General features: G+C 72.7%; 15 protein-coding genes. 7 read left to right on the top strand and 8 right to left on the bottom strand.

Annotated features, from left to right (window positions below; translation table 11 throughout):
• Positions 1–122: 122 nt before the first annotated feature.
• Positions 123–1,634: an APC family permease gene (locus ACEY2A_RS06875; protein ID WP_374927856.1), complete on the top strand. Its 1,512-nt coding sequence runs from the start codon at positions 123–125 to the stop codon at positions 1,632–1,634.
• Positions 1,635–2,158: 524 nt separating this feature from the next.
• On the opposite strand, the gene ACEY2A_RS06880 is transcribed toward ACEY2A_RS06875, so the two are convergent.
• Positions 2,159–3,118: a hydroxymethylglutaryl-CoA lyase gene (locus tag ACEY2A_RS06880; RefSeq protein ID WP_374927857.1), complete on the bottom strand. Its 960-nt coding sequence runs from the start codon at positions 3,116–3,118 to the stop codon at positions 2,159–2,161.
• 130 nt (positions 3,119–3,248) lie between these two features.
• Between ACEY2A_RS06880 and ACEY2A_RS06885 the strand changes: the two genes are divergently transcribed.
• The gene (locus ACEY2A_RS06885; RefSeq protein ID WP_374927858.1) at positions 3,249–4,901 is read left to right on the top strand and encodes a DNA repair helicase XPB; all 1,653 of its coding nucleotides are present in this window, start codon (positions 3,249–3,251) and stop codon (positions 4,899–4,901) included.
• Here ACEY2A_RS06885 and ACEY2A_RS06890 read toward each other — a convergent pair.
• Positions 4,847–6,172 (bottom strand): glycosyltransferase 87 family protein, encoded by a 1,326-nt coding sequence (locus tag ACEY2A_RS06890; RefSeq protein ID WP_374927859.1) that lies wholly within the window; start codon positions 6,170–6,172, stop codon positions 4,847–4,849. The genes ACEY2A_RS06885 and ACEY2A_RS06890 overlap by 55 nt on opposite strands.
• Entirely contained in the window at positions 6,169–7,425 is a 1,257-nt protein-coding gene (locus ACEY2A_RS06895; protein ID WP_374927860.1) for a glycosyltransferase 87 family protein, read from the bottom strand. The genes ACEY2A_RS06890 and ACEY2A_RS06895 overlap by 4 nt, the downstream gene beginning before the upstream one ends.
• A 103-nt stretch (positions 7,426–7,528) precedes the next feature.
• Here ACEY2A_RS06895 and ACEY2A_RS06900 point away from each other — a divergent pair, with 103 nt between their 5' ends.
• From ACEY2A_RS06900 to ACEY2A_RS06920, 5 genes are all read left to right on the top strand, one after another.
• Positions 7,529–8,245 (top strand): response regulator transcription factor, encoded by a 717-nt coding sequence (locus ACEY2A_RS06900; RefSeq protein ID WP_374927861.1) that lies wholly within the window; start codon positions 7,529–7,531, stop codon positions 8,243–8,245.
• The gene (locus ACEY2A_RS06905) at positions 8,242–9,762 is read left to right on the top strand and encodes a sensor histidine kinase (protein ID WP_374927862.1); all 1,521 of its coding nucleotides are present in this window, start codon (positions 8,242–8,244) and stop codon (positions 9,760–9,762) included. The genes ACEY2A_RS06900 and ACEY2A_RS06905 overlap by 4 nt, the downstream gene beginning before the upstream one ends.
• Before the next feature lie 79 nt (positions 9,763–9,841).
• Entirely contained in the window at positions 9,842–11,083 is a 1,242-nt protein-coding gene (locus tag ACEY2A_RS06910) for a S1C family serine protease (protein WP_374927863.1), read from the top strand.
• A 177-nt stretch (positions 11,084–11,260) separates the two neighbouring features.
• Positions 11,261–11,992 carry a YitT family protein gene (locus ACEY2A_RS06915; RefSeq protein ID WP_374927864.1) on the top strand — a complete coding sequence of 244 codons (732 nt, stop codon included), beginning with the start codon at positions 11,261–11,263 and terminating at the stop codon, positions 11,990–11,992.
• Positions 11,989–12,696, top strand: a complete 708-nt coding sequence (locus tag ACEY2A_RS06920; RefSeq protein ID WP_374927865.1) for a DUF4031 domain-containing protein — start codon at positions 11,989–11,991, stop codon at positions 12,694–12,696. Before ACEY2A_RS06915 ends, ACEY2A_RS06920 begins: the two co-directional genes overlap by 4 nt.
• A 102-nt stretch (positions 12,697–12,798) precedes the next feature.
• Here ACEY2A_RS06920 and ACEY2A_RS06925 read toward each other — a convergent pair whose 3' ends face one another.
• The 5 genes from ACEY2A_RS06925 to rpmG are packed head-to-tail and all read right to left on the bottom strand — an operon-like array spanning position 12,799 to position 15,266.
• On the bottom strand, positions 12,799–13,389 hold the full coding sequence (locus ACEY2A_RS06925) for a DUF4031 domain-containing protein (protein ID WP_374927866.1): 591 nt from the start codon (positions 13,387–13,389) through the stop codon (positions 12,799–12,801).
• Between the two features lie 51 nt (positions 13,390–13,440).
• The gene (locus tag ACEY2A_RS06930; RefSeq protein WP_374927867.1) at positions 13,441–14,517 is read right to left on the bottom strand and encodes a GTP-binding protein; all 1,077 of its coding nucleotides are present in this window, start codon (positions 14,515–14,517) and stop codon (positions 13,441–13,443) included.
• On the bottom strand, positions 14,514–14,762 hold the full coding sequence (locus ACEY2A_RS06935) for a type B 50S ribosomal protein L31 (protein WP_374927868.1): 249 nt from the start codon (positions 14,760–14,762) through the stop codon (positions 14,514–14,516). The genes ACEY2A_RS06930 and ACEY2A_RS06935 overlap by 4 nt, the downstream gene beginning before the upstream one ends.
• A gap of 34 nt (positions 14,763–14,796) precedes the next feature.
• The gene (rpsN, locus tag ACEY2A_RS06940) at positions 14,797–15,102 is read right to left on the bottom strand and encodes a 30S ribosomal protein S14 (RefSeq protein ID WP_374927869.1); all 306 of its coding nucleotides are present in this window, start codon (positions 15,100–15,102) and stop codon (positions 14,797–14,799) included.
• On the bottom strand, positions 15,102–15,266 hold the full coding sequence (gene rpmG, locus ACEY2A_RS06945; protein ID WP_374927870.1) for a 50S ribosomal protein L33: 165 nt from the start codon (positions 15,264–15,266) through the stop codon (positions 15,102–15,104). Before rpmG ends, rpsN begins: the two co-directional genes overlap by 1 nt.
• Between the last annotated feature and the right edge of the window lie 154 nt (positions 15,267–15,420).

Here is a 15,420-nt window from a genome sequence, read left to right on the forward strand (position 1 = left end):
TCCCGCCAACGCGCCGCCATCGGAAAGCGGTGTGCGCGCACCACGGCCGAGGCATGATGGAGTGCACCGCGCGGCACCCCTCGCCGTCGTACTCCCGTCCCCACTCCCCCTCGGAGCCCCTCATGAACACTCGCCCCGGGCGACATTCGTCCGCTGACCTCCTGGAGCAGCGCGACAGCCTCGACTCCACCCTGAAGCCGCACTGGGTCTGGGCCATCGCCCTGGGCTCGGCCATCGGCTGGGGTGCGTTCGTGCTGCCCACCGACTGGCTGGCCACCGCCGGGCCGCTGGGCACCGCGCTCGGTCTGATGATCGGCGCGGCGCTCATGTGCCTCATCGCCGTGAGCTACGGCATCCTCATCCGGACCTTCCCGGTGTCCGGTGGTGAGTTCGCCTACGCGTTCAACGCCTTCGGCCGGAACCACGCCTTCGCCTGTGGCTGGTTCCTGACGCTGGGCTACGCCTCCATCGTGGCGCTGAACGCCTCGGCCGTGGCGCTGCTCTTCCGCCGACTGCTGCCGGACCTCGTGGAGTGGGTGCCGCTGTGGGAGATCGCCGGCTGGCAGGTCTACCTCGGCGAGGTCGTGGTGGCGAGTCTGTCCCTGATGGCCTTCGCCCTGCTCAACACGCGGGGCACCGCCCTCTCGGGTCGCACCCAGTTCCTCATGGTGATGGCGATGCTCGTGGGCGTGGCCCTCATCCTGGTCGGCGTGCTGCTCCACCCCGACGGCATGTGGACCAACGTCTCGCCCGGCTTCCCCGAGGGGGTGGCGCCGACCGCTGCGGTGCTGAGCATCGTGGCGATCGCCCCGTGGGCCTTCGTGGGCTTCGACAACGTGCCCCAGGCCGCGGAGGAGTTCGACTTCCCTCCGGCCAAGGCGTTCGGCCTCATCGTGTTCGCCATCGTGGCCGCGGCGGCCATCTACATCGCCATGACGGTGGCCACGGCCGCCTCCCAGAAGTGGGAGGGCCTGGTGGCCTCCGAGCCGCTGTGGGGCACGGCCGACGGGCTGAGCAACCTGTTCGGCTCGGTGGGCCTGCTGATCCTGGGCCTGTCGGTGGCCATGGGTGTGTCCACCGGTCTGAACGGCTTCTACGTGGCGGCCAGCCGGTTGCTGTTCGCCATGGGCCGCGCCCGGGTGATCCCGGAGCGCTTCGCCGGGCTGAACTCGCACCGGGCGCCGGCGTTCGCCGTGGTGTTCGTGATGGCGGTGTGCCTGCTGTCGCCGTGGTTCGGCCGGCAGGCGCTGTCGTGGATCGTGGACATGAGCTCCATCGGCGTGACGATCGCCTACACCTACACCTGTCTGGCGGCGTTCAAGATGCTGCGCTGGAGTGGCGCCCCCGCTGACCCGACCGAGCCGGAGGGCAGCCGTTCCACGGTGCGCAAGATCCTGGCGCTGGCAGGTGCGGTGGCGGGTGTGTGCTTCCTGCTGCTGCTCCTGGTGCCCGGGTCGCCCGCGGCGCTGAAGATGCCCTCGCTCATTGCGCTGGTCGTCTGGGTGGCGCTGGGCCTGGTCTTCTGGGTGATGCGCCGCAAGGCCGTGGCAGCCACCTCCGAGGAGGAGATGCGCACCCTCATCCTGGGCGAGCACGAGGAGAAGTCCGACGCGGTGTCCAGCACCACCGCCTGAGTGAGCGGGCCCGGGAGTTGCCCCGGCCGGCGCACGCCCGCCGGGCGTGCGCCGGCCCGGATCCCCGGGCCACCCCGCATGAGCGGCCCGTCCCGAACCTTCGGGGCGGGCCGCTTCGCATGGCCGATGCGGTGAGGCACCCCAGCCAGTCGCTCACCCCGTTCTGTTCGTCGTTATTGGGGATCCTCCATCTGTTCGTCGCAGTTGGGGCTCAGAAGGCCCGATCTGCCCGAACTACGACGAATGGATGCGTTCCCCCGAAAAACGACGACTAGTTCCGGCCCCGGCGCCCCGCCCCCGGCGCCCGACCGAGCCAGACACCGCGCCCGGGCCGAACTCCGCACCGGTGACGAGCTCGCTTGTCGACCTCAGCACCGGTGCGGTTCTCACTGAGGGGTGACGGCCGAAACCAGCACCGGTGCGGTTCTCACTGAGGGGTGACGACCGAAACCAGCACCGGTGCGGTTCTGGGGTGCGCATCCGGGCCGCGCAACTCTGGGCCGCGCGGGCCTGCGGCCCCCAGCTCAGCCAGCGAGCGCCTTGACCACCCGGCTGGCCGAGGGCTTGCCCAGCTGCTCGGCCATCCAGGTGCTGGTGGCCACGAGCTTCTCCAGGTCCACCCCGTGCTGGATGCCCATGCCCTCCAGCGCCCAGACCAGGTCCTCGGTGGCGAGGTTGCCGGTCGCGGACTTCGCGTACGGGCACCCACCCAGGCCACCGGCGGACGCATCCACCACACGCACACCCCGGGAGAGCGCCGCCATCGTGTTGGACAGTGCCTGCCCGTAGGTGTCGTGGAAGTGCACGCCGATGCGGTCGGCGCCCAGCCCCACCGCGTCGAGCCCGTCCAGCAGCCGGTGCACGTGCGCGTAGGTGCCCACGCCGATGGTGTCGCCCAGGCTCAGCTGGTCGCAGCCCAGGTCCATCAGCCGCTGGCAGGTGTCCACCACCTGCTCCACCGGCACCGGGCCCTCCCACGGGTCGCCGAAGCACATGGAGACGTACGCGCGCACCCACATGCCCTCGGCCCGCGCCTGCTCAACCACCGGCGCAAACATCTCGAACTGCTCCTCGCGCCCCCGGTTGAGGTTCTTCTGCGCAAACGCCTCGGTCGCCGAGCCGAACACCGCGATGCTGCTCAGCCCCAGCTCCTGCGCCCGCTCCAAGCCCTTCATGTTGGGCACCAGCACCGGCCGCTTCGGCCCCTTCGCGGCGTCCCCCAGCTGCCCGATCAGCTCGGCGGCGTCACCCAGCTGCGGCACCCACTTCTGGGGTACGAAGCTCGTGGTCTCCACCGTCTCCAGCCCCGCATCCAGCAGCCGCCGCACGAACTCGGCCTTCACCGCGGTGGGGATCACGCCCTTCTCGTTCTGCAGCCCGTCACGGGGACCGACCTCGTAGATCGTCACCGCATCGGGCACGCCCCCCACGGCGCCGGTGGCGGGGTCAAGGTCACGGACGGTCTCGATCTGGGCGGTGCGCATGGGTCTCCTCGATGCCGGGTGGATGCTTGGCGCGCAGCGGCGCGGCTCCCGTCAGTCTCTCACCAGGCCTCGACCCACCACCCCCACGTCCACGCGGAACACCGCACCGTGCCGCCGCGTTGACGCCCCCATGACCGGCCCCCTCATCGTCCAGAGCGACAAGTCCGTGCTGCTCGAGGTCGACCACGACGGCTACGAGGCGGCGCGCCGCGCCATCGCGCCCTTCGCCGAGCTCGAGCGCGCCCCCGAGCACGTGCACACCTACCGCATCACCCCGCTGGCCCTGTGGAACGCCCGCGCCGCCGGGCTCGATGCGGAGCAGGTGGTCGACGCGCTCGTCACCCACAGCCGGTTCCCCGTGCCCCAGCCGCTGCTCATCGACGTGGCCGAGACCATGGACCGCTACGGCCGCCTGGTCCTGGAGCAGCACCCCACGGCCGGTCTGGTGCTGCACTCCACCGACCCCGCCGTGCTCACCGAGGTGCGCCGCCACAAGAAGATCGCCCCGATGCTGGGGGCGGACGTCGCGCCGGACACGGTCGCCGTGCACCCCTCGGAGCGCGGCGCCATCAAGAGCGAGCTCATCACCGTGGGCTGGCCCGCCGACGACCGGGCGGGCTACGTCGATGGGGAGGCCCACCCCATCGCGCTCGAGGGCGGCTGGGGCCTGCGCCCCTACCAGGAGCACGCCGTGGACGGCTTCACCGACGGCGGCTCCGGCGTGGTGGTGCTGCCCTGCGGTGCGGGCAAGACCCTCGTGGGCGCCGGCGCGATGGCCCGCCAGGAGACCACCACGCTCATCCTGGTGACGAACACGATGTCGGCCCGCCAGTGGAAGGCCGAGCTGCTGCGCCGCACCACCCTCACCGAGGATGAGATCGGGGAGTACTCCGGCACCGTCAAGGAGATCCGCCCGGTCACGATCGCCACCTACCAGGTGCTCACCACCCGCCGGAAGGGTGTCTACACCCACCTGGACCTGCTCGACGCCCGCGACTGGGGCCTGATCATCTACGACGAGGTGCACCTGCTGCCCGCGCCGATCTTCCGCATGACGGCCGACCTGCAGGCCCGCCGACGCCTCGGGCTGACCGCGACCCTGGTGCGCGAGGACGGCCGCGAGAACGAGGTGTTCAGCCTCATCGGCCCCCAGCGGTACAACGCGCCGTGGAAGGACATCGAGGCCCAGGGCTGGATCGCCCCGGCGGACTGCGTGGAGGTGCGGGTGACGCTGCCGGAGTCGCAGCGCATGGCCTACGCCACCGCCGATGCGGACCAGCGCTACCGCCTGGCCGCCTGCGCCGACGTGAAGCTCCCCGTGCTGGACCGGCTGGTGGAGCACCACGCCGGCGAGGCCACGCTGGTGATCGGCCAGTACCTCGACCAGCTGGAGGAGATCGCGAACCGGCTGGACTGCGACATCATCACCGGGGAGACCCCGCAGAAGGAGCGCGGCCGGCTGTTCGAGGCCTTCCGCTCCGGCGAGATCTCCCGCCTGGTGGTGAGCAAGGTGGCCAACTTCTCCATCGACCTGCCGGAGGCGTCCGTGGCCATCCAGGTCTCCGGCACCTTCGGGTCACGCCAGGAGGAGGCCCAGCGCCTCGGCCGCGTGCTGCGCCCCAAGGGTGACGGCCGCACCGCCCACTTCTACACGGTGGTCACCCGCGACACCGTCGATGCGGAGTTCGCCGCCCACCGCCAGCGCTTCCTCGCCGAGCAGGGGTACGCCTACCGCATCCTCGATGCCGAGGAGGTGCCGGCCGCGCTCGTCACCGGCGACTGACCGTCGGCTCGCCAGGCGCTCGTCACCCCGCCGCGCAGCACCCCGGCACCGAGCACCGCGAGCACCGCCAGGAAGGTGAGCAGGTAGTCGTTGCCCACGATCATCTGCATCGGGTTCCAGTCCAGCTCCTGCATCCTGCGCGCAGGGGCCCACCAGTGCGCGTCGGCCACCAGCACCAGCGCGACGACGCCAGCCAGGGCCCGGAGGTGCGTGGCCTCCAGACGCATCAGGAAAGCAACCCGCGGCGCGGACTCCCACAGCGCCACGGCCAGCGGGATGGCCCACACCCAGTGGTGCGTCCACGCGATCGGCGAGGCCACCACCATCGCCAGGGAGGCGACGAAGAAGCCCAGCGTCCGCTCCCCGCGCAGCGTCAGCCACGCCCCCACGGCCACGATGGCCACCGACACCACACCCCCGACGAGCAACCAGGCGAGCGTGGCGGCATCCGTGTCCGGGCCGAACCAGCGGCTCATGAAGCCCATCACCGACTGGTTGCCCAGGTACTCCTTGGGCATGGAGTGGGCGATCGCGTCGCTCATGTGGTTGGGGTCCCCACCGGCCGAGGCGGGGAGCGTGTCCAGCCAGAAGGCCCGCGCCGTGCCCGGGGTGATGACGAAGGACGCAGCGATGGTGGCCAGGAAGGTGCCCGCGGCCACCCCCGCGGCCCGCCACTGGCGCGTGAGCAGCAGCCAGGCCAGGAAGGTCAGCGGGGAGAGCTTGATGCCCGCCGCGATGCCCAGCCCCACACCGCGCCACCACCGGTCACGCCCGGTGGCCAGGTCCGCGGTGATGAGGGCGGCCAGGATGAGGTTGACCTGCCCGAAGTGCATGGTCAGCCAGACCGGCTCGGCCGCCATGGCGGCCACCAGCATCACGCTGGCCACCACGACCCCCACCCGGGTGCGCCCCAGGGCCACGTGGAGCAGGAGGGCCACGCAGGCCACGGAGACCACCAGCGTGAGCGCGGAGGCCAGCCACTGGCTCACCCACGCCATCGGCAGGAAGGCCAGGAGCGCGAACGGCGGGTAGGTGAAGGTGAGCTGCGACCCGGTGTAGGTGAGGTTGTAGACGTTGTCGCCGGCCAGCATCGCCTCGACGCCGCCGGTGTAGACCCGCAGGTCCAGGGGCGGGTCCTCGCGCATGGCCAGCATGGTGAGCACGGCCAGGCACAGCAGCGCCAGGGCCGGGGCCCAGACCAGGGGCGAGGTGCCACGCCCCGTGGAGCCGTCCCCCGGCGCCGCGGCGGACGCGACAGGACCCCTGCTCACGCGTCGGACCCCACGCCGCCGCGCCCGGCCAGCAGCTCGCGCACCTGCCGCAGCGCCAGCGGCACCAGGGCCAGGGTCAGCAGCAGGCCGCCCCACACGTACGCGTTGCCCAGCACCATCTGCCATGCGTTCCACTCCAGTTCACGTCCGTCCCGGGAGGGGACCCACCAGATCACCTGCAGCACCGCTGCGGCCAGCATGCCCCCCGTGGCCCAGTGCGCCACGCGGGGCACGTCGTCGCGGGCCGCCGAGCACAGTACAGCCAAGGCCAGCGGCACGAGCCACACCCAGTGGTGGGACCAGCTCACCGGGGAGGCCAGCAGCATGCCCAGCGAGGCCACCCAGAGGCCCGCAGAACGGTCGCCCAGGGCCGCCAGGCGGGCGGCGGCCAGCACCAGGACCAGGCCCACCACCAGCGAGATCCCGAACCACGCGGGGTCGAGGGCAGGCGCTTCGTCCCCCAGGAAGCGGGCCAGCACACCCTTGACGGACTGGTTGGCCACGTAGCTGGGGGCGCCGATGCGGCCCGTCTCGGGCAGCACCTCGGTCCAGAAGGCCCGCGAGTTGCCCGGGAGCAGCAGGAAGCCGATGGCGACCGTCGCCAGCATCGAGCCGATGGCCACCCCCGCCGCGCGCCACTGACGGCTGAGAACCAGCCAGGCCACCAGGAAGATCGGCGTGAGCTTGATCCCCGCGGCCACGCCCAACCAGACCCCCCGCCACGGCCGGTCCCCGCGGCGCAGCAGGTCGGCGGCCAGCAGCCCGGCCAGCAGCAGGTTCACCTGCCCGAAGGAGAAGGTCTGCCACACCGGCTCGCAGACCACGACGGCCACCGCCAACACCCCCAACACCTTCCAGGTGGGCGCCAGGCGCCGCCCGAGGAAGCCCAGGGACCCCTCCCGCGAGCCCTCCAGGGCGCGCCGCAGCACCACCACCAGGCCCAGCGCGGAGCCGAGCACCACCAGCCCGAGGGCCACCGCCCGGGGCGCGAGCGCCAGCGGGACGAAGAGCAGGGCGGCGAAGGGCGGGTAGGTGAACGGCAGCCCCTCACGGGGGGCGTAGAGCGAGTCACCGTCGGCCACGAGCTGGCCGCCCCAGCGGTACACCTCGAGGTCCACCGGCCACCCGCCCTTGATCCACAGGGTCACCAGAGCGGCAGCGCTGACCAGCAGGGCGGGAACCCACAGGCTCAGGGCACGGTGGCGGGTCTGCCGGGGACCGACGGGGAGCTGGGCGGGAGCGGAGGAGGGCACGATGGGGGACATTGTGCCCCGCCAGACCGCGTTCTGCGGACCGGGGCAGGCGCCCCCAGCGTGTGCTCAGGAAACTCCCAGCCCCGATGGCCACAGTGGTCGCATGGACACCAGCGCTGACGCCACCCTCCTCGTGGTCGAGGACGAGCCGAACATCCGCGAGCTGCTCGCCACCAGCCTGCGCTTCGCCGGGTTCGAGGTCCACACCGCCGCCCAGGGCAGCACCGCCCTGCAGCTGGCCGCAGAGGTGCAGCCCGACCTGCTGGTGCTCGACGTGATGCTGCCGGACATGGACGGCTTCACCATCACCCGCCGCCTGCGCGAGCGCGAGCAGCACATGCCGGTGCTCTTCCTCACCGCCCGCGACTCGCTGGACGACAAGGTGAAGGGCCTCACCGTGGGCGGGGACGACTACGTCACCAAGCCGTTCAGCCTGGAGGAGGTGGTGGCCCGCATCCGAGCCATCCTGCGCCGCAGCCGCGCCGAGGACCAGGCGGAGACCGACCGGGTGCTCACCTTCGAGGACCTCACCCTCAACGAGGACACCTACGAGGTGGCCCGGGCGGGACGCGTCATCGAGGTCTCCCCCACCGAGTTCAACCTGCTGCGCTACCTGATGCAGAACCCCAACCGGGTGCTGTCCAAGGCGCAGATCCTGGATCACGTGTGGGACTACGACTTCCGCGGCGAGATGGGCATCGTGGAGAGCTACATCTCCTACCTGCGCCGCAAGATCGACACCGAGGGGCTGCCCCCGCTGATCCACACCAAGCGGGGGGTGGGCTACGTCCTGCGCCTGCCGCCCGAGACGGTCGCGTGAACCCCTCCACCCGGGGCACCACGGTGACGGGGCGACAGCCCCGCCACTGGGCCCGGCCCGGCCACTGGCCGCTGCGGGTCCGGCTGCTGGCCGTGGTGATGGTGCTGCTGGTGGGGGCGCTGAGCGCCACGGCCATCGCCCTGGCCATCCTCATGCAGCAGTACATGGTGCGGCAGGTGGACGACCAGCTGGAGCGCGCCGCCGCACCGGTGGCGCAGTCGGCCTTCGACAGCTTCACCCGCACCGGGTCCACAGGCTTCCGCCCGCCGAACAACTACTGGATCCAGTTCATGCCGGTGAACGGCACCCAACCCCTCACCATCGCCGACGCCCAGTCCGCGGGCAGCATCCCCCGCATCGGGTACCTGCACCCCGACGACCCCCGGGTGCGCTCCGGTGAGCCGTTCACCGTCACCGACGGCAACGGCGACCGGTGGCGGGTGGTGGCGGGGGTGGACGCCAACGAGGTGGCCACCTACGCCGTGGCGCGTCCGCTGCGGGACATCGACGAGGCCGTGCAGAACCTGCAGATCCTGGCCTTCAGCATCGGGCTGCTGGCCCTTGCCGCCGGAGCATTGCTCGGATGGCCGCTGATGAACCGCGCCTTCCGCCCGTTGACCCAGATCGAGGACACGGCGGCCGGCATCGCCGAGGGCAATCTCTCGCGCCGCGTGCCCCACCCGGGCACCCGCGACGAGGTGGGCTCGCTCGCCAGCTCGCTGAACCTGATGCTGGCGCACGTGGAGCGCTCGTTCGCCGTGCGGGACGCCTCGGAACAGCAGATGCGCCGCTTCATCGCCGACGCCTCGCACGAGCTGCGCACCCCGATGGCGGCCATCCGCGGGTACGCCGAGCTGTACCGCTCCGGGGCCATCACCGGCGAGGAGAACACCGCGGCCGCGATGCGCCGCATCGAGGACGAGGCCACGCGCATGGGGGTGCTGGTGGAGGACCTCATGACCCTCGCCCGTCTCGATGCGGGGCAGCGGCACTCGCTGTCGCCCTCCCCCGGTGAGGGGCCCGGCGACGCCGAGGTCACCGCCGAGGTGGACCTCACCGTGCTGGCCAGCGACGCCGTCGCCGACACCCGGGCCTGGGCGCCGGAGCGCACGCTGCGCCTCCACGGCCTGGCCGGCCAGCCGCTGGAGGCCGCCCTGGTGCGGGGCGACGAGCACGCGCTGCGGCAGGTGGTGACCAACCTGGTGGCCAACGCGGTGCGCCACACCAGCGACGGCCCCATCGAGGTGTCCGTCGGGCGCGACCGCACCGAGGTCGTGCTGCGCGTGGTGGACCACGGGCCGGGCATCCCCGAGGAGGACCGGCCCCGGGTGTTCGAGCGCTTCTACCGGTCCGATCCCTCCCGGCAGCGCGGGGAGGGCGGCGGCTCCGGGCTGGGGTTGGCCATCGTGGCCACCACCGTGGAGCAGCACGAGGGCACGGTGCAGGCCCTGGGGACACCCGGCGGGGGCGCCACCTTCGAGGTCCGGTTGCCGGCGGCCGAGGACGAGACGGCATGATTCACAGGCAAAACCCAGCGACGATGCAGCGCGGCCCAAGAGTCGCGTGGTCGACTGCTCACTGTCGGAAGGAGCAACGATGACCCAGCACGGTCAGCACGAGCCGTACGGTCCGGGCGAGCAGTACCCGCCGTACAGCTCGATGCAGCGGCACGAGGAGCCCCGCGGGCGCTCCCGTGGGTGGTGGCAGGTGCCTGCCGCGGCCGTGCTGTCCGCCGCCCTGGCCACGGCCGGCACGTGGACGCTGGCGGAGAACGGCATCATCGGCTCCCAGGACTCCACACCTGCCGCCGAGCGACAGGTGAACGAGGGTGAGCCGGCGGCCGAGCGCACCCAGGGCGGTGGCTCGCAGGACGGTGGCGACTCCGCCGAGGGCCAGAAGGCCACCCCCGCCGCCACGGCGGACGGCGTGGACTGGTCCGGCGTGGCCGAGCAGGTCTCCCCCAGCGTCGTGGCCATCTCCGTGGCCAGCGGCAACTCCGGCGGCTCCGGCTCCGGGGTGATCCTGGACGACCAGGGCCACGTGGTCACCAACGACCACGTGGTGAGCGGCGCCACCGACATCCGGGTGACGCTGGGCGACAACCGGGCCTACGACGCCAAGGTCGTGGGCACCGACCCCGAGACCGACCTCGCCGTGCTGGAGATCCCCGAGGCGCCCGACGACCTGCAGCCCATCACCGTGGGCGACGACAAGGCGCTCAGCGTGGGTGACCCGGTCATGGCCGTGGGCAACCCACTGGGGCTGTCCGGCACGGTGACCACCGGCATCGTCAGCGCCCTGGACCGCCCGGTGCGCGCCGGAGACGCCGAGACCCAGGTGGTGACCAACGCGGTGCAGACCTCCGCGGCCATCAACCCGGGCAACTCCGGGGGTGCGCTGGTGAACACCGCCGGGGAGCTGGTGGGCATCAACTCCAGCATCGCCACCCTGGGCGGCAACGGCCAGGAGACGGGGAACATCGGCATCGGGTTCGCCATCACGGCCACCCAGATGAAGAACGTCACCTCCGAGCTCATCGAGACCGGCAAGGCCACCCACGCCCAGCTGGGCGTGCGGGTCACCGACGCCACCGTGAAGGTGGACGGCGCCCACGTCAACGGTGCCGGCATCTCGTCGGTGGAGCCGAACACCGCCGCAGCCGAGGCCGGGCTCGAGGAGGGCGACGTGGTGGTGGCCATCGACGGGGAGTCGGTGGACAGCATGTGGGCCCTCATCGCCCAGATGCACGAGCGGGCCGTCGGCGACACCGCCACCGTCACGGTGGTGCGCGACGGGGAGCGCCAGGACCTGGAGGTGACCGCCGGCGCCAAGGAATGACCACAGACTCCCGCATCGCTCGCCGTGCGACCGGGCGATGCGGGTGGGGACCGTGAGTCCCCGCCGGGTCGAGCCCCCTCCCCTTGGGGTTCCCCGGTTGAACCGCCCGGGCCGTGGGTGTGTGTGACCACCGGCCCGGGCGGTTCGCTGTCCGGGGGCATGGCGCACACTGATCCGGTGACCACCCCACCCACCCCCGCTGCGGACGGCAGCCCTCGGCACTCCCGGCGCCCTCGCCGCCCCGTCCGCAGGGACCTGGCCGCACTCGGCCCCCTCGCCCAGCTGCGCGCCGGCCGGCTGCCCCTGCGACTGGTGTGGCTGCTGGTGGGGCTGGCGCTGTACGGCGCATCGATGGCGATGGTGCTGCGCGCCACCCTGGGGCAGATCCCCTGGGACGTGTTCCACGTGGGCCTGGGCACGCACCTGCCGCTGACCTTCGGGGTGACGGTGGTGCTGGTCTCGCTGGCGGTGCTGCTGCTGTGGATCCCGCTGCGGCAGCCGCCCGGCCTGGGCACCCTGGGCAACGCGCTCCTCATCGGACCCGCTGCGGACCTGACCCTGGCGGTGCTGCCGACGCCGGAGGACTGGGCTCCCCGCATCGGACTGATGGTGGCGGGCATCGCGCTGAACGGGGTGGCGAGTGCCATGTACATCGGGGCGCAGCTGGGGCCGGGGCCTCGCGACGGGCTGATGACGGGCATCGCGCGGCGGACCGGGCTGTCGCTGCGGCTGGTGCGCACGGGGCTGGAGGTGACCGTGATCGTGGCCGGTGTGCTGCTGGGCGGGACGCTGGGGGCCGCGACGGTCATCTACGCGCTGGCGATCGGGCCGCTCACACAGGCCTTCCTGCCGTACCTGACCGTGCGGTTGCCGGAGCGGGCGGCGGAGCCGGCCCAGGGCGTGGTGTGAGCGGCGGCCTGAGCGGCGGCGGGCTGGCGGGCCGGTGGGCGGACCTCCTCGGCGCGGTCACGAGTGCGCCCTCCGATGAGGTGCGCGCCGCCGGGGCGGGGCTGCTCGCCCGGTGGGACGAGACGCACCGGGGGTACCACGACCGGCAGCACCTGGCCGAGGTGCTGGCGGCGCTCGACGAGCTGGTCGGCGCCGAGGCCGGTGAGCGTGCTGGCCAGGCGGGCGGTGGCGTCGACGGGATGGACAGCGCGGCGGCCCAGGACGCCGAGCTGGCGCTCTGGTTCCACGACGCGGTGTACCGGGCCCGGGCCGGCGCAGGCCGCAACGAGGCCGACTCCGCAGACCTGGCGCGCTCGGTGCTGGGCGGGCTGGGCGTGGACGCGGCCCGTTGCGAGGAGGTGGCGCGCCTGGTGCTGCTGACCACAGACCACCGCGTGGACGACCCCGCCGACACCGCTGGCCAGCTGGTCTGCGACGCCGACCTGTGGATCCTCGCGGCCCCGCCCGCGCGCTACGCCAGCTACACCGCAGCGGTGCGGCGCGAGTACCGGCACGTGCCCGGGCCGCTGTTCCGGCGGGGTCGTCGCAGCATCCTGGAGGCACTGGTGGAGTCCGGCACGCCGTACGTCACCGCGCACGCCCGGCAGGTGTGGGGCCCCCGAGCGCTGGAGAACGTGCGCGCGGAGATCCAACGACTGAGCTGACACGCCAAAGGTGAACCCGGCACGCCGAATACAGCGTGCCGGGTTCACCTTTGCCGTGCCGGGTCCGGCGTGCCGTTCTCCCGGGGCACGCACCCGGAGCCTTCAGCCACCGAGGTCGAGCCGCACCAGCACCACCCGGTTCTCCCCCTCGTTCACTCGAACGCCGAGTCCCGCCAGCTCCTCGCCGCCCGGCGCAGCACCCTCCGGCACCCACACCCGCAGGTGGCCCAGCGCCGCCCGGGACCCGTGGCTGCCGGTGCCGCCGTCCAGCACGGTGAAGGCCCCGGCAGCGTCACGCCCCAACGCGGCCCAGCCCCGGGCGGTGGCGGCGTCGTCCCGATGGGGTGAGCGCACCACATCGAGCAGGTGCGGCGCGGTGAGCCCGGGCAGGCCGTCCACACGGCGCGCGAGGCACCGTTCCCCCTTGCGCTTGGGCAACCGTTGGCCGGTGCGGGCAAGCACCCGCACCAGCTCGCGCCCCGGCGTGGGCACGGCCCCGGCCGCCACGCACGCGGCGTAGGCGGTCTCGGGCACGTCCTGGTGGTCGCCGTCGAAGAAGCGCTCGTCGAGCCCCAGCCGCGCCGCGAAGTCCTGCAGCTCGGTCACTGCGTCGCGCCAGGACAGGTCGCTGACCAGGTGGCTGAACCGCAGACCGTGGGCGGGCCACACCGGGGCGTCGATGCGGAGCGTCATGCGCCCGCTCGGCGGGGGCGGGCAGCAGGACCGTCGGACATGCACGCGAGCCTATGCCGCGTCGCCGACCCACTCCTCGAACCCGTCGGGCCGGCCGACCCACCGCTGCGCGCCGGCCAGCTCCGCATCGGTCATCAGGGCCCGCTCGAAGTGCCGGCCGAACTGGTCCAGGTCCTCGGCGTGCGCGGTCACCACCAGGCAGGTACGCCGGTGGTCCTGCCACTGCCCACAGCTGCCCAGCCGCAGCTGACCGCAGCACTCGTCCCACACCAATGCGGCCTCGGGCCGGGTGGGCAGCCAGAAGGCACCGCGGGTCCGCAGCGAGCTCAGAACCATCGGCTCCATCTCGTCCATGAGGCGCCGCGGGTGGAGGGGCCGCCAGGACTCGAAGACGGCCGTGGCGATGCCGTGCTCGTCGGCCGCGCCAGTCGGTCGCCGGCGCCGCGGATCGTGGTGGCGGTGCACGCGGTCGGCGTCGTGCCGCACACCCAGCAAGGTGGCCGCGTCCAGCGCGGAGGCGCCCTCCACCATCGTGGCGTCCTGGCGGGCGAGGTGCCGCAGGAAGGTGAGATCCGCGGGGTCCCCGTGGCCGGTCGGATCCGTCGGCCCGGCGAGCACCAGCACGTCGGCGTACTCGGCCTGCAGCACGGCCAGGGCGGAACGCGGCCCCACGTCCGGGTCCCAGGCATCGATGGTCACCCTGGCCACCAGGTCCCGCGGGTCCACCACAGCGGCCACACCGCGCAGGTCCAGCAGCTCAGGCACCCGGGCGTCGACGACATCGCTACCCAGTGCACTGCCCACGGGGAGCAGCTCGGCGGCGTCCGGCAGCACCACGAGTGCCACCCCGGCACGACCCTGCTCGGCCAGCCCCAGCAGCGTGGGCACCAGGTCCTCGCGCAGCGCACAGGCGTGGCAGGCGTGCTCCATGGGCGTCGTGCTGTCGTCCAGCACGCCGGTGGCGTCACTGACGATGCGGCGGACGGTGCCCGCCTCCTCGTCCAGCTCGTGGCGCACCACCACCGCATCGGGCAGGTCCCACTGGACCGCCAGCACGGCGGATGCGAGGTCGGCCTCGTCGGTCCCGGCCAGGACGGTCACCGGCAGGCGGCCGGCGGCGCGCGTCACCGGCGGCCCCCGTAGCGCTGCTGGAAGCGCTGCACGCGGCCGGCGGTGTCCATCACCTTCTGGCGGCCGGTGTAGAAGGGGTGGCTGGCGCTGGAGATCTCCACGTCGACAACGGGGTAGGTGTTGCCGTCCTCCCACTCGATGGTCTTCGTCGGGGTGGCGGTGGAGCGGGTCAGGAACGCGAAACCGGCGTCGGCGTCGCGGAACACGACCGGGTGGTAGTCGGGGTGGATGTCCTTCTTCACGGGGCCTCCTGGGAGTCGGTGGGGTGGTGCGCGTTCACCACGAGCTCTTGGTGACGCCGGGCAGCTCGCCGCGGTGCGCCATCTCGCGCAGCCGGATGCGGGAGAGCCCGACAGCGCGGTGGAACGCGCGGGGGCGGCCGTCCACCACATCGCGATTGCGCAGGCGGGTGGGGCTCGCGTCGCGCGGCAGCCTCTGCAGGGCGACCACGGCGGCGGCGCGCTCCTCGGGCGTGCTGCGCGGGGAGGAGACGGTGGCCTTGAGCTCGGCGCGGCGTGTGGCGTAGCGCGCCACCACCTCGCGGCGCTTGCGGTCCTTGACGATCTTGGAGGTCTTGGCCATCAGCGGGCCTCCCTGAAGAGGACGTGCTGGCGGACCATGGGGTCGAAGCGGCGCAGCTCCAACCGGTCCGGGGTGTTCCGGCGGTTCTTCTCGGTGATGTACGTGTAGCCCGTGCCCGCAGTGGACCGGAGCTTCACCTTGGTGCGGATGTCCTGTCGTGCCATGGCGGCACCGTACCTGAAATGAGAACGATTCGCATTCGCAGGTTGCCGGCGCCTCGCCACCGTGCTTCCATGTCCCTCCCCTCGGATCGGCCCCGGCCGGTGGCAGCGCCATCCCGAGCCTCGACCGGCCCACCGGCGAGTTCCCCACCCGGAC

The organism is Kytococcus sedentarius, assembly GCF_041937525.1.
GTDB classification, from domain to species: Bacteria; Actinomycetota; Actinomycetes; order Actinomycetales; family Dermatophilaceae; genus Kytococcus; species Kytococcus sedentarius_A.

Coding starts and splice junctions, on each gene's coding strand:
- ACEY2A_RS06875 (WP_374927856.1), top strand. CDS start 123: ATGAACACTCGCCCCGGGCGACATTCGTCCGCTGACCTCCTGGAGCAG.
- ACEY2A_RS06880 (WP_374927857.1), bottom strand. CDS start 3,118: ATGCGCACCGCCCAGATCGAGACCGTCCGTGACCTTGACCCCGCCACC.
- ACEY2A_RS06885 (WP_374927858.1), top strand. CDS start 3,249: ATGACCGGCCCCCTCATCGTCCAGAGCGACAAGTCCGTGCTGCTCGAG.
- ACEY2A_RS06900 (WP_374927861.1), top strand. CDS start 7,529: ATGGACACCAGCGCTGACGCCACCCTCCTCGTGGTCGAGGACGAGCCG.
- ACEY2A_RS06910 (WP_374927863.1), top strand. CDS start 9,842: ATGACCCAGCACGGTCAGCACGAGCCGTACGGTCCGGGCGAGCAGTAC.
- ACEY2A_RS06925 (WP_374927866.1), bottom strand. CDS start 13,389: ATGACGCTCCGCATCGACGCCCCGGTGTGGCCCGCCCACGGTCTGCGG.
- rpsN (WP_374927869.1), bottom strand. CDS start 15,102: ATGGCCAAGACCTCCAAGATCGTCAAGGACCGCAAGCGCCGCGAGGTG.
- rpmG (WP_374927870.1), bottom strand. CDS start 15,266: ATGGCACGACAGGACATCCGCACCAAGGTGAAGCTCCGGTCCACTGCG.